This window comes from Streptomyces sp. NPDC029044 (assembly GCF_040637495.1).
Classification (GTDB): Bacteria; Actinomycetota; Actinomycetes; order Streptomycetales; family Streptomycetaceae; genus Streptomyces.
In genome coordinates this window covers 150,271-163,009 of the sequence record NZ_JBEZWN010000007.1, presented here as the reverse complement: position 1 = coordinate 163,009, position 12,739 = coordinate 150,271, and the positions used below count along the sequence as shown (strand labels likewise).

At 73.0% G+C, this 12,739-nt stretch carries 12 protein-coding genes; 7 read left to right on the top strand and 5 right to left on the bottom strand.

What is annotated here, in order from left to right:
- Positions 1-243: 243 nt before the first annotated feature.
- Positions 244-813 carry an XRE family transcriptional regulator gene (locus AB0E85_RS09490; protein WP_361924320.1) on the top strand — a complete coding sequence of 190 codons (570 nt, stop codon included), beginning with the start codon at positions 244-246 and terminating at the stop codon, positions 811-813.
- The gene (locus AB0E85_RS09485) at positions 810-1,529 is read left to right on the top strand and encodes a helical backbone metal receptor (RefSeq protein WP_361924319.1); all 720 of its coding nucleotides are present in this window, start codon (positions 810-812) and stop codon (positions 1,527-1,529) included. Before AB0E85_RS09490 ends, AB0E85_RS09485 begins: the two co-directional genes overlap by 4 nt.
- On the opposite strand, the gene AB0E85_RS09480 is transcribed toward AB0E85_RS09485, so the two are convergent.
- Positions 1,441-2,592, bottom strand: a complete 1,152-nt coding sequence (locus AB0E85_RS09480) for a TDT family transporter (RefSeq protein ID WP_361924317.1) — start codon at positions 2,590-2,592, stop codon at positions 1,441-1,443. The genes AB0E85_RS09485 and AB0E85_RS09480 overlap by 89 nt on opposite strands.
- A gap of 70 nt (positions 2,593-2,662) precedes the next feature.
- Here AB0E85_RS09480 and AB0E85_RS09475 point away from each other — a divergent pair, with 70 nt between their 5' ends.
- Positions 2,663-3,592: a LysR family transcriptional regulator gene (locus AB0E85_RS09475; RefSeq protein ID WP_361924315.1), complete on the top strand. Its 930-nt coding sequence runs from the start codon at positions 2,663-2,665 to the stop codon at positions 3,590-3,592.
- Positions 3,593-3,809: 217 nt separating this feature from the next.
- Here AB0E85_RS09475 and AB0E85_RS09470 read toward each other — a convergent pair whose 3' ends face one another.
- From AB0E85_RS09470 to AB0E85_RS09460, 3 genes are all read right to left on the bottom strand, one after another.
- Positions 3,810-4,484, bottom strand: coding sequence for a gamma-glutamyl-gamma-aminobutyrate hydrolase family protein (locus AB0E85_RS09470; protein WP_361924408.1), 675 nt, complete (start codon positions 4,482-4,484; stop codon positions 3,810-3,812).
- Positions 4,485-4,521: 37 nt separating this feature from the next.
- Positions 4,522-5,967 carry an ethanolamine permease gene (gene eat, locus AB0E85_RS09465; RefSeq protein ID WP_361924313.1) on the bottom strand — a complete coding sequence of 482 codons (1,446 nt, stop codon included), beginning with the start codon at positions 5,965-5,967 and terminating at the stop codon, positions 4,522-4,524.
- Positions 5,968-6,123: 156 nt separating this feature from the next.
- The gene (locus tag AB0E85_RS09460; RefSeq protein ID WP_361924311.1) at positions 6,124-6,864 is read right to left on the bottom strand and encodes an FCD domain-containing protein; all 741 of its coding nucleotides are present in this window, start codon (positions 6,862-6,864) and stop codon (positions 6,124-6,126) included.
- A 98-nt stretch (positions 6,865-6,962) separates the two neighbouring features.
- On the opposite strand from AB0E85_RS09460, the gene AB0E85_RS09455 reads away from it, so the two are divergent.
- The 4 genes from AB0E85_RS09455 to AB0E85_RS09440 are packed head-to-tail and all read left to right on the top strand — an operon-like array spanning position 6,963 to position 11,439.
- Complete coding sequence (locus AB0E85_RS09455) at positions 6,963-8,327, top strand: glutamine synthetase family protein (protein ID WP_361924309.1); 1,365 nt, start codon at positions 6,963-6,965, stop codon at positions 8,325-8,327.
- Between the two features lie 8 nt (positions 8,328-8,335).
- A complete protein-coding gene (locus tag AB0E85_RS09450; protein ID WP_361924307.1) occupies positions 8,336-9,709 on the top strand; it encodes an aldehyde dehydrogenase family protein in 1,374 nt (457 codons plus the stop codon).
- Positions 9,706-10,491 carry a 3-oxoacyl-ACP reductase gene (locus AB0E85_RS09445; RefSeq protein ID WP_361924305.1) on the top strand — a complete coding sequence of 262 codons (786 nt, stop codon included), beginning with the start codon at positions 9,706-9,708 and terminating at the stop codon, positions 10,489-10,491. Before AB0E85_RS09450 ends, AB0E85_RS09445 begins: the two co-directional genes overlap by 4 nt.
- Before the next feature lie 48 nt (positions 10,492-10,539).
- The gene (locus AB0E85_RS09440) at positions 10,540-11,439 is read left to right on the top strand and encodes a DUF2510 domain-containing protein (protein ID WP_361924406.1); all 900 of its coding nucleotides are present in this window, start codon (positions 10,540-10,542) and stop codon (positions 11,437-11,439) included.
- Between the two features lie 13 nt (positions 11,440-11,452).
- Here the strand turns inward: AB0E85_RS09440 and AB0E85_RS09435 are convergent, their stop codons facing one another.
- Positions 11,453-12,655: an amino acid deaminase/aldolase gene (locus tag AB0E85_RS09435; protein ID WP_361924303.1), complete on the bottom strand. Its 1,203-nt coding sequence runs from the start codon at positions 12,653-12,655 to the stop codon at positions 11,453-11,455.
- Positions 12,656-12,739: the final 84 nt, after the last annotated feature.

Sequence of the window (12,739 nt, the reverse complement as noted above, 5' to 3'; positions counted from 1 at the left end):
GCCCGCGGCTCGTCCTCCGGCCTCCTGTTCCTGTGGAGGAGAGAGGCCTGTGTCGGCGGGTGCTGGGGCCGACGCACTGCCGAGAGCGGTGAGATCAGGGCACACACCCTGCCCATGCCTGCGTCGAGCGCATGAAACGGGTTGCCGAGTGTGCGTAGGGTGCAGACAGGTCAACAGAGAAGTCCGCCCGGTCCGCAGGGGGACTGGGACTCGGGACGACGGGCGAAGGAGGGAGCCGGAGCGATGGGCGACCACAAAGAGCAACACCTCCGGGTGGGCGCGGCCGTGCGCCGACGGCGCCGCGCGCTGGAGCTCACCCTCGCCGTCGTGTCCGCGCGCAGCGGCCTGTCGGTCCCCTTCCTGAGCCAGATCGAGAACGACCGGGCGCGGCCCAGCACCAGCTCCCTGGAGAAGGTCGCCGACGCCCTGCGCACCACGGCGGTGGAGCTCCTCGCCGCGGCCGACCCGGCGTGCAGCGTGGACGTCGTCCGCGGCGACGGCAGCGAGCCGCTGCCCCAGCCCCGGTCCCGCTCCCTGGTCCGCGGCCACCATCAGATGCACGCCTCCGAGTTCACCGGCGACCATGACGCCGGCCGTGAATTCCAGTACCGCAACGACCAGTTGATGTACGTCGCCGACGGCGCGGTGGAGATCGAGGCGGAGGGCCGCGCCTACCGCCTCGGCCGCGGCGACACGCTGTACCTGACCGGCGGCGTTCGGCACCGCTGGCGGGCGGCCGAGTCGGACACCCGCGTGATCGTCGTCGCGGTGGCGGAGCACATCGAGGCGATACGGGACCGGCCACGCCGGTGAGAGTGGTCTCGCTGGTCCCCTCGCTGACCGAGGCCGTGGCCCGGTCCGCGCCCGGAACCCTGACCGGCGCCACCGACTGGTGCACGCATCCCGCCGGTCTGGACGTCGTACGCGTCGGCGGTACGAAGAACCCGGAGACCGACCGGATCCTGTCCCTCGCGCCCGATCTGGTGATCGCCAACGAGGAGGAGAACCGCGCCCCCGACCTCGCGGCCCTGCGCGCGGCGGGTGTCGAGGTCCTGGTGACGGAGATCCGTGATGTGCCGCAGGCCTTCCGGGAACTGGCCCGGGTGCTGGCCGCCTGCGGGGTGACGGACCGGCCGCGCTGGCTGGACGAGGCGGAGGAGACCTGGTCGTCCCTGCCGGAGCCCGGGACGCGGCTCACGGCGGTCGTACCGATCTGGCGCCGCCCCTGGATGGTCCTGGGCCGCGACACCTTCGCCGGTGACGTCCTCGCGCGCCTCGGCGTCGACCATGCGCACGCGACGCACCCCGACCGCTACCCACGCCTCCCGCTGGAGGAACTGCGCGCCTGTGACCCGGACGTGGTGGTCCTGCCGGACGAGCCGTACCGCTTCACCGCCGGCGACGGCCCCGAGGCCTTCCCCGGCCTGCCCTGCGCGCTCGTCAGCGGACGGCACCTGACGTGGTACGGGCCTTCACTGGCCGAGGCACCGCGGGTACTGGGCCGGGCCCTGCGAGCAGCTCGCCCCTGAGCAGCCCGCGCGCGGTGCCCACGACGGCGGTGCCCCACGCCGCGACCAGCACCGCGTACAGCACGACCGCCGGACCCGCGTAGGCCAGGAGCCCGGTGTGCCGGGCCAGCGCCTCGGCGCCCGTGACACAGGTGCCGACCGGGAAGGTGAAGGACCACCAGGTCATCGAGAACCGCATCCCGTGCCGCCGGGCGCGCAGCACATGGGCGGCGGCCAGGCAGAACCACAGCAGCGCGAACCCCATCACGGGCACGCCGTACAGCACAGCGAGGGCACCGAAACCCTCGCCGTACGGCTCCGGTACGACCCCGGGCGCGACGTCCGCGAAGGCGCCCACGGCCGTGGTGGACTGCCCGAGCGGACCCAGCACGAGGAACAGCGTCGGAGTGAGGGCGAGGGGCAGCGGCCCGCCGGTGAGCGACCGGGCGAAGACCAGCGGCAGCATGACCAGGGTCGCGAGCAGGCTCAGCCCGAACAGCGCGAAGCAGACGAGCAGCAGCGTCTCCCGGGCCTGACCGGGCGGCAGGTGCGGCACCAGCAGCGGCCCGGCGGCGGCGGACACCATGGGCGCGACGAGCGGCAGCAGCCATACGGGCGTGGCCTGCCCCGGCTCCACCCGATGCCGTACGGCCATCAGATACGGCACGGCGACGGCCGCGGCCAGACCGGTCACCGTCCCGGCGGTGAACAGCACGGCGTCGAGCGCCACGGCCGCCCGCAGGCCGATCAGGTCCCGGCCGACGGTGAGGGCACCGCAGCCCACGGCCAGCAGGGCCATGGCGAGGCAGCCGTAGAAGGGTGCCGTCGCCGGGTCGAGGAGGTGGGCGCGCGCCTGGTCCCGGTGGCGGTTCCAGTGCACGGCCCGACCCGCGAGCAGGACCAGGAGCAGGACGAGCGACAGAGCCCACACCCCCACGAGCACGGCGCGCAGCCCCGGGACGTGCGGCGGGAGGGAGGCTCCGGCGGTGGCGACGACGGCGGTGCCCATCACGGTGGCGTACCAGTTGGGTCCGAGGTGACGGACGGAGAGGGGGTGCGCGAGGGGCTGGGCTGCGGTGACCATGACTCCACGGTGAGGCCGGGGCAGGGGCACCACCAGGGACCATGCCTCTATGGCGGCATAAGCTGGGTTTATGAGCAACGCGGATGAGCAGGCCGGGCCGATCGTCTCCGGCTCCCTGGCGCACCGGGTGCCGGATCTGGGCGCCCTGGAACTGCTGCTGGCGGTGGCGCGGCTCGGCAGCCTCGGCGGTGCGGCGCGGGAACTCGGCATCACTCAGCCCGCGGCCAGCAGCCGGATCCGGTCGATGGAGCGGCAGCTCGGCGTGGCGCTCGTCGACCGCTCGCCGCGCGGGTCCCGGCTCACGGACGCGGGGGCGCTGGTGACGGACTGGGCGCGGCGGATCGTGGAGGCGGCGGAGGCGTTCGACGTGGGCGCGCAGGCGCTGCGCGTGCGCCGCGACTCCAGGCTGCGGGTGGCCGCGAGCATGACCATCGCCGAGTACCTGCTGCCGGGCTGGCTGCTCGCGCTGCGGGCGCAGCGGCCCGACACGGCGGTGTCGCTGCACGCGGGCAACTCGACGGTGGTGGCCGAGCGGCTGCTGTCGGACGAGGCGGATCTGGGGTTCGTCGAGGGGCTGTCGGTGCCGGCCGGTCTGGACTCGGCGGTCATCGCCCACGACCGGCTGATAGTGGTGACCGCGCCGGGGCACGCCTGGGCCCGGCGGCGGCGGTCGCTGGCCGCGGAGGAACTGGCGTCGACGCCGTTGATCCTCCGCGAGAAGGGGTCCGGGACGCGGCAGGTGCTCGACGCGGCGCTCGGCGGGCTGGCCCGGCCGCTGATCGAGCTGTCGTCCACGACGGCGGTGAAGGCGGCGGCGGTGAGCGGGGCGGGGCCGGCGGTGCTGAGCGAACTGGCGGTGGGGGAGGAGCTGGCGATGCGGCGGCTGGTGCCGGTGCCGGTGGACGGGGTCGCCCTGGCGCGGGATCTGAGAGCGGTGTGGCCTACGGGGCACCGGCCCACGGGGCCGGCGCGGGACCTGCTGTCGCTGACGCGGGGGTAGTTTCTCGCCCCCGCCGCCCCTACCCGTCCCATCCCCAGGGGCGCTGCCCCTTCGACCCCGCCGGGGGCTGCCGCCCCCAGACCCCGGCTTCGGCCTGAACGGCCTCGTCCTCGAGCGCCGAACGGGCTGAGTTGCCCGAGCCCGGCTTCTCGGCCGGCTGCTTCGGGTGGTGGGTGGGCACAGGCCGGGGGTCCAGGGGGCGGAGCCCCCTGGGGGTTCAGCTCCCTGTTGCCGCCTCCACCAGCGCCCTCATCACCCGTACGTCCTCGCCCATCTCCGGATGCCACTGCACGCCCAGGACCCAGTCGGCCGAGGGGAGTTCCACCGCCTCCACCGTGCCGTCCGCCGCGTACGCCGAGGGGACCAGGCCCTCGCCCAGGCGGTCGACGGCCTGGTGGTGGTAGGTCGGGACGAACGTCTCCTCCGGCACGACCCCGGCGTACAGACTCCCCGGCACCGGCTTGACGGCATGCCCCCCGAAGACGCCCACGACCTCCGCGTGCCCGTCGATGTGCTGCACGAGCGTGCCGCCGAGGGCGACGTTCAGCAGCTGCATGCCCCGGCAGATCCCCAGCAAGGGCACGCCCGACGCCAGCGCCGCGTCGATCAGCGCCAGCTCCCAGGCGTCCCGGTCCGGCGCGGGCGGCCCCGTCCGCTCCTCGCGTTCCGCCCCGTAGCGGACCGGCTCGACGTCCGGCCCGCCGGCGATGACCAGCCCGTCCAGCCGGGCCACGGCCTCGGCGGCCCGCTCCGGGTCGTCCGGGGGCAGCATCGCGGCCAGGCCGCCCGCCCGCTGCACCAGACGCGGGTAGCCGACCGGCAGCAGCGCGGCCTCCAGCTCCCACACGCCCCAGCGCGCACCGGACTCCAGATAGGTGCTGACCCCGATCAACGGCCTGGCCACGACAACTCCCTCACCACTCGAACACCTAGTCCCGTGCCAACTCTGCCTCGGCCGCCGCCAGTGCCGCGAACTCCTCCTCCGGCGCCTTCGCCACCAGCCGCTTGCGGCTGTACAGGCCGAAGTACCCGACGGCCACGGCGTAGACCACGAGCGCGATCAGCGCCGCCGTCACATCCACGAGGAACGTGGCCACCAGCGCCGCACAGGCCAGCACCAGCGCGACCGACGAGGTCAGGATTCCGCCCGGCGTACGGTACGGCCGCGGAAGCTCCGGCTCGCGGCGCCGCAGCACGATGTGCGACAGGGACATCAGCGCGTAGGAGATGGTCGCCCCGAAGACCGCGATGTTCAGCATCCGCGCGCCGTTGCCGGAGACCGCCGCCAGCAGGAAACCGATCGTGCCGGGCACCAGCAGGCCCAGGTAGGGCGCCTTGCGGCGGCTGGTGAGCGACAGGAAGCGCGGCAGATAGCCCGCCCGGGACAGGGCGAACAGCTGGCGCGAGCCCGCGTAGATCAGGGAGAAGAACGACGCCACCAGGCCGGCCAGGCCCGCGTAGTTCACGATCCGGCTCAGCGTCGTGGCCTCGCCGTTCGGCTGGAGTGCCTCGACCAGCGGGTTGCCCGCCTCCTGGATCGCGTCGGAACCGCGTGCCCCGGCCGCCGCGAAGAAGGTGACCACCGCGAGCACCACCAGGATGCCCATCGACCAGCGGATCGCCTTCGGCAGCGTGCGGGCCGGCTCCTTGGTCTCCTCGGCGGCCAGCGGCACGCCCTCGACGCCGAGGAAGAACCACATGCCGAACGGGAACGCCGCCCAGATGCCGAGCAGGCCGAACGGCAGCCAGGAGCTCGACCCCGCGGCGGAGGCGTCGACCGGGATGTCGTCCAGCGACGCGAAGGAGAAGTCGGGCAGTGCCGCCAGCGCGAACACGATCAGGGCGACCACGGCGATGCCGGTGACGACGAAGCTGAAGCGCAGCGCCTCTCCGACGCCCCACAGGTGGATGCCTAGGAAGATCGCGAAGCAGACCAGGTACATCGGCCAGCCGGACTCCAGGCCGAACAGGCCCAGCGACTCGACGTAGTCGCCGATGAAGATGACGATCGCGGCGGGCGCGAGGACGTACTCGATGAGGATCGCCGTGCCGGTCAGGAAGCCGCCCCACGGGCCCAGCGCCCGCCGGGCGAAGCCGTAGCCGCCGCCCGCGGTGGGCAGGATCGAGGAGAGCTCGGCGAGGGCGAAGACCATGCAGGCGTACATGGCGCCCATGAGGACCATGGCGATCGCCAGGCCCCCGAAGCCTCCTTCGGCCAGGCCGAAGTTCCAGCCCGAGTAGTCGCCGGAGACGACGTAGGCGACGCCGAGGCCGGTCAGCAGCACCCAGCCGGCGCTGCCGCGGCGCAGTGCTCTGCGTTCCAGATAGTCGTCGCCCTCGGGGGCGGCGGGTGTGACGGTGGGTTCCTGGGGCATGGGCAGACTCCCGACGGGGCGGCGGCGGTCACGGGATCGAATGGGCTCCGACTCAATGGAATGAGGCCATACCTTTGCGGGCCGATCGGGGGATGGCAATACCCGTGCGTTAATCGCCCGTAAATCCTCACCGGGCGAGGACACCGCACCGCCCCCTCAGCCGAGGAAGCCCCGCAGCAGCGCCGCCGTGCCCCCGCAGTGCTCGCGCATGATCTCCCGCGCCTGGTCGGCCTCGCCCTCGATCACGGCCTCCACCAGGGCGGTGTGCTGCCGCTGGGAGTGCTCCAGGTTGCGGACCAGTAGCGGGATGCAGTCGAGCAGGTCGTTGACGGACGCCCGGACGGCCGCGTACTGGGCGGTGAGCGTGGGGGAGCCGGACAGCTCGGCGAGGGTGAGGTGCAGCAGTGTGTCCAGCCGGCGGTACTCGGCGAGCGGCGCGTCGTGCGTGCGCGCCAGGGCCTCACGGAGCCGGTCCGCCTGCTTCTCGTCCAAGCCGTGCGCCGCGCACAGCCCGGCCGCGCCCACCTCCAGCACCTCCCGGAACCGCAGCACGTCCTCTATGTCGACCTCGGCGACCCGGCGCCGCAGCTCGTCCTCCCCGACGGCGTCGGCACGCGGCAGCACGAACGTCCCGCCGTACCGGCCGCGCCGCGACTCGACCAGACCCTGGTCCTGGAGCACCTTCAGCACCTCGCGCAGCGTCACCCGGCTGATCCCCAGCCGCTCCGCCAGCTCCCGCTCGGCCGGCAGCCGCTCGCCCCCCGGCACCAGTCCCAGCCGTACGACTTGCAGGATCTGCTCCAGCGCCTCCTCGAAGCCGTTGCCCGCGCGCACCGGCCGCAGCACCGGCGTCAGCCCGTCGCGCTCCACCTCGCTGCCGTCCGCTTCCTCCGGCATGTGGCCCTACCCCCTTCCCAAGCAATGGTTCTCCGCAATACCTTATGGCTCCCGGCGGATCCAAGGCAGCGGATCCAAGGAGCCTAGGAGGCCTTCCCGTGGCAGACCGCACACCCCCGCTGAGCGTCGAGGAGCTGCACACCCTCGTCGCCGGCGGTGAGATCGACACTGTCGTCCTGGCCTTCCCCGACATGCAAGGGCGACTCCAGGGCAAGCGGTTCGCCGCACGCTTCTTCCTCGACGAGGTCCTCCGGCACGGCACCGAGGGCTGCAACTACCTGCTCGCCGTCGACACCGAGATGAACACCGTCGACGGCTACGCGATGTCCTCCTGGGACCGCGGCTACGGCGACTTCGCGATGCACCCGGACCTCACCACCCTGCGCCGCGTTCCCTGGAACGAGGGCACGGCCATGCTCCACGCCGACCTCGCCTGGAACGACGGCTCCCCGGTCGTCGCCGCCCCCCGCCAGATCCTGCGCCGCCAGCTGGAGCGCCTCGCCGAACTCGGCTACACCGCCCAGGTCGGCACCGAGCTGGAGTTCATCGTCTTCAAGGACACCTACGAACAGGCCTGGGACGCCGGCTACAAGGGCCTCACCCCGGCCAACCAGTACAACATCGACTACTCGGTCCTCGGCACCGGCCGCATCGAGCCCCTGCTGCGCCGCATCCGCAACGAGATGGCCGGCGCCGGCCTCACCGTCGAGTCCGCCAAGGGCGAGTGCAACCCCGGCCAGCACGAGATCGCCTTCCGCTACGACGAGGCTCTGGTCACCTGCGACCAGCACTCCGTCTACAAGACCGGCGCCAAGGAGATCGCCGCCCAGGAGGGCATGTCGATCACCTTCATGGCCAAGTACAACGAGCGCGAGGGCAACTCCTGCCACATCCACCTCTCGCTCGCCGACGCCGACGGGAACAACGCCATGGCCGGGGACGGCGAAGGCGGCATGTCGGACGTCATGCGCCACTTCCTCGCCGGCCAGCTCGCCGCGCTGCGCGACTTCTCCCTCCTCTACGCCCCCAACATCAACTCCTACAAGCGGTTCCAGCCCGGCTCCTTCGCCCCCACCGCAGTCGCCTGGGGCCAGGACAACCGCACCTGCGCGCTGCGCGTGGTCGGCCACGGCCGTTCCCTGCGCTTCGAGAACCGCCTGCCCGGCGGCGACGTCAACCCCTACCTCGCCGTCGCCGGACTGGTCGCGGCCGGGCTGCACGGCATCGAGCAGAAGCTGGAGCTGCCCGAACCCTGCCCCGGCAACGCCTACGCCGCCGACCTGGACCACGTCCCCACCACCCTGCGCGAGGCCGCCGAGCTCTGGGAGAACAGCCCGATTGCCCGGGCCGCCTTCGGTGACGAGGTCGTCGCGCACTACCGCAACATGGCGCGCGTCGAACTGGACGCCTACGACGCCGCGGTGACCGACTGGGAGCTGCGCCGCTCCTTCGAACGCATGTGAGGTCCTTTGTGTCTTCCGAGCACCTTCTGGAAGTACTGAACCCCGCGACCGAGGAGGTCGTCGCCGCCGTCGCCGGGGCGAGCCCGGCCGACGTCGACGCGGCCGTCACCCACGCCGCCAGGGCACAGCGGATCTGGGCCGCCCTGCCCCCCGCGGACCGCACCCGGCTGCTGCGCCGCTTCGCGGCCACCGTCGAGACGCACCTGGAGGAACTGGCCCGCCTGGAGGTCCGCGAGGCCGGCCACCTCATCGGCAACGCCCGCTGGGAGGCCGGCAACGTCCGCGACCTGCTGGACTACGCGGCGGGGGGAGTGGAACGGCTCACCGGCCGGCAGATCCCGGTGCCCGGCGGTCTGAACGTCACGATCCTCGAACCGCTCGGCGTCGTCGGCGTGATCGCGCCCTGGAACTTCCCCATGCCGATCGCCGCCTGGGGCACCGCCCCCGCCCTCGCGGCCGGCAACGCCGTCATCCTCAAGCCCGCCGAGACCACCCCGCTCACCGCCCTGCGCCTGGCCGAACTCGCCCTGGAGGCCGGGCTCCCCGAGCACCTCTTCCAGGTGCTGCCGGGACGCGGTGACATCACGGGCGACGCCCTGGTCCGCCACCCCGGAGTCGCCAAGATCGTCTTCACCGGCTCGACCCGCACCGGGACCCGCGTCGCCGCCCTCGGCGCCGAACAGGTCAAGCCCGTCACCCTCGAACTCGGCGGCAAGAGCCCCAACATCGTCTTCGCCGACGCCGACCTCAAGACCGCCGTCGACCCCTTCTCCTTCCTCGACAACTCCGGCCAGGACTGCTGTGCCCGCACCCGCGTCCTGGTCCAGGAGTCCGTCTACGACGAGGTCCGCGAGCATCTCGCCGAGGCGCTGGCCGCCGTGGTGGTGGGCGACCCGGCCGACGAGAAGACCCAGATGGGCCCGCTGATCTCCCGGCAGCAGCTCGACCGGGTCCGGAGCTTCGTGCCCGACACCGCCGAGGCCCTGCGCGGCAGCGCCCCAGAGGGCCCGGGCTTCTGGTTCCCGCCGACCGTCCTCACCGGCGAGAGCCCCGACTCGGCCGCGGCCTGCGAGGAGATCTTCGGCCCCGTCGCCGTCCTGCTGCCCTTCACCGACGAGCAGGACGCGATCCGCCTGGCCAACGACACCCCCTACGGCCTCTCCGGCTCCATCTGGACCCGGGACGTCGGCCGAGCCCTGCGCGTCTCCCAGGCCGTCCGCGCCGGCAACCTGTCCGTCAACTCCCACGCCAGCGTCCGCTACTGGACCCCGTTCGGCGGCTACAAACAGTCCGGCGTCGGGCGCGAGCTCGGCCCCGACGCCCTGGCCGCCTTCACCGAAACCAAGAACGTCTTCATCAGCACGGAGGGCCCCGCACAGTGACTGCCCAGGAAAACATCTGCCGCCGCCTGGTCGGCCGCACCGCCGTCGTCACCGGAGCCGGCAGCGGCATCGGCCTCGCCGCCGCCCGCCGCCTCGCCTCCGAAGGCGCCCACGTCGTCTGCGGCGACGTCGACGAGACCCGCGGCAAGGCCGCCGCCGAGGAGACCGGCGGCACCTTCGTGAAGGTCGACGTCACCGACCCCGACGAGGTCGAGGCCCTCTTCAGGACCGCCTACGACACCTACGGCAGCGTCGACATCGTCTTCAACAACGCCGGCATCTCCCCGCCCGACGACGACTCCATCCTGGAGACCGGCCTGGAGGCCTGGAAGCGCGTCCAGGAAGTCAACCTCACCTCCGTCTACCTGTGCTGCAAGGCCGCCATCCCCTACATGCAGCGCCAGGGCCGGGGCTCGATCATCAACACGGCGTCCTTCGTCGCCCGGATGGGAGCGGCGACCTCGCAGATCTCCTACACGGCCTCCAAGGGCGGCGTCCTCGCCATGTCCCGCGAACTGGGCGTGCAGTTCGCCCGCGAGGGCATCCGCGTGAACGCCCTGTGCCCCGGCCCGGTCAACACCCCGCTGCTCCAGGAGCTGTTCGCCAAGGACCCGGAGCGGGCCGCGCGCCGCCTGGTGCACATCCCGCTGGGCCGGTTCGCCGAGGCCGAGGAGATCGCCGCCGCCGTCGCCTTCCTGGCCAGCGACGACTCCTCCTTCGTCAACGCCACCGACTTCCTGGTCGACGGCGGGATCGCCGGGGCGTACGTCACACCCCTGTAGACGAGTGCCCGGCCGGTCCGGGTCGCGCCCTACAGTGCCGGGATGAGCATGACGCCGCCGCCCGGCTGGTATCCCGACCCGCACGCCCCGCACCTGCTGCGCTGGTGGGACGGCACGGCCTGGACCGAGCACCGGCGCGCGTCCGAGGCCCCCGCCGCCCCGCCGCCGGGCGGCGGCACCGGCCGGACGAAGGCGGTCGCCCTGACCGCCGCAGGCGCCGTCCTCGTCGCCGCGATCGTCACCGGAGCCGTCGCCCTCGGCGGGGACGACGGCGACGGCACGGAGACCAGGACGGCCCCGACCTCCGCGCCCGGGACCACGCCCGGCTCGCCGGGGCCGACCCCCGAGGCGTCCACCTCGGAACCGGCCGCGGACGACCCCGCGGTCGTCGAGGACCAGCTCAACGGCATCACGTTCCCGCTGCGCGACGGCTGGGTCCGCCCGCAGTACGTCGCCCAGGACGACGTCGTCATGACGACCGACGGCACCTACGACTGCCCCGTCGGCGTCGGCCTGTGCCGCCACGGCATGGTCTTCTCCCGCACGGTGACCGAGAACGACGAGAAGTCCCCCGAGGCCCTCGCCAAAGCCGACATCTCCGAGGCCGCCGACGAGGCCTACGACCGCGACCGGCTGGGCCGTGAGCTCCACGGCGGCCTGGAGTCGCACCAGGTCGTCAAGTCCGGGCCGGTCGCGGTGGCGGGCCGCGCCGGGTACCTCGTGCGCTGGCGCGTCACGACCGGCAAGGGCCCCGGAGGGTACGTGCAGTCGCTCGTCTTCCCCTCCAGCGTCGGCACCGAGTCGCCGGTCCTCGTCCGGTACGTCTTCGACGCGGGCGAGGACGGGCCGCCGCTCGCCGACATGGACCGCATCACCAAGGGCATCCGCCCGTTCGGTGACGCGGGCACGGGCGGCGGCGTCGGCAGCAGCATCGGCCCGACGGACTGACGCCGCACGAGCCTCAGAGGAACGTGTGGCCCTCGCCGCGATAGGTGGGCACGGTCGCCGTCACCGCGTCGCCCTCGACCAGGTGCAGCCGGTCGAACCGCTCGCACAGCTCACCGGCCTTGGCGTGCCGGAACCACACCTTGTCACCGATCAGCAGATCGTCCGCGGGCGAGCCCAGCAGCGGCGTCTGCACCTCACCGGCGCCCTCCTGCGGGTCGTAGCGCAGCCCCTCGGGCAGATACGGCACCGGCGACCGGTCGCGCCCCGCCGCACCGGAGGCGGGATAGCCACCGCCGAGCACCGTCACGACCCCGACCCCCGGCCGCCGCACCACGGGCATGGCGAAGAGGGCCGACGGACGGCCGCTGAACGACGTGTAGTTGTCGAACAGGCGCGGCACGTACAGCCCCGATCCGGCGGCGATCTCCGTCACCGCGTCCTCGGCCGCCGTGTGCTGCACCGAGCCCGTGCCGCCACCGTTGACGAACTCCAGACCCGGCACGACGGCCCGCACCGCGCGCACCACCTCCGCACGCCGCTCGGCGAGTTCACGCTTGGCGGCGGCCTGCATCAGCCGGATCGCGCGGGACCGCAGCGGACGACCCGCCAGCGAGTCCCCGACACCGGCGACATGCCCCTCGTACGCCATGATCCCCACGACCTCGAAGCCGGGACGCCGGGCCACCGCCCGGGCCACGTCGGCGACCTGGGCGGGGGAGTGCAGCGGCGAACGCCGGGCCCCCACCCGTACCCGCCCGCCGAGCAGCTTCAGGGACGTGTCCAACTCCAGGCACACCCGCACCACTTCACGTCCGCCGCCCCGGGAGGCGTCGATCAGATCCAGCTGCGCGACGTCGTCGACCATGACGGTCACGGCGGCGGCGAGCTTGGGATCACCGGCCAGTTCGGCGTACGCCGCACGGTCGGCGGACGGATAGGCGAGCAGCACGTCCTCGAAGCCGGAACGGGCCAGCCACAGCGACTCGGCGAGGGTGAAGGACATGATCCCCGCGAAGCCGTCCCGGGCCAGGACGCGCTCCAGCAGCGCCCGGCAGCGCACGGACTTGCTGGCGACCCTGATCGGCTTGCCCCCGGCACGTCGGACCAGATCGGCGGCGTTGGCGTCGAAAGCCTCCAGGTCCACGATCGCGAGAGGGGCGTCGAGATGGGCGGTGGCCCGGTCGTAACGGGCCCGGTCGGCGGCGCGCGCAGTCATGAACGCAGCCTGCCAGACTGGATTACCGCAGGGTAGGGGGACGTTCCGGGCAGATGCCCCGGCCTCGTGGACTGGTTCCCGTTC

Excerpts from the sequence above, each read along its gene's own strand:
- AB0E85_RS09490 (WP_361924320.1), top strand. The coding sequence starts at position 244 with ATGGGCGACCACAAAGAGCAACACCTCCGGGTGGGCGCGGCCGTGCGC.
- AB0E85_RS09480 (WP_361924317.1), bottom strand. The coding sequence starts at position 2,592 with ATGGTCACCGCAGCCCAGCCCCTCGCGCACCCCCTCTCCGTCCGTCAC.
- AB0E85_RS09475 (WP_361924315.1), top strand. The coding sequence starts at position 2,663 with ATGAGCAACGCGGATGAGCAGGCCGGGCCGATCGTCTCCGGCTCCCTG.
- eat (WP_361924313.1), bottom strand. The coding sequence starts at position 5,967 with ATGCCCCAGGAACCCACCGTCACACCCGCCGCCCCCGAGGGCGACGAC.
- AB0E85_RS09460 (WP_361924311.1), bottom strand. The coding sequence starts at position 6,864 with ATGCCGGAGGAAGCGGACGGCAGCGAGGTGGAGCGCGACGGGCTGACG.
- AB0E85_RS09440 (WP_361924406.1), top strand. The coding sequence starts at position 10,540 with ATGACGCCGCCGCCCGGCTGGTATCCCGACCCGCACGCCCCGCACCTG.
- AB0E85_RS09435 (WP_361924303.1), bottom strand. The coding sequence starts at position 12,655 with ATGACTGCGCGCGCCGCCGACCGGGCCCGTTACGACCGGGCCACCGCC.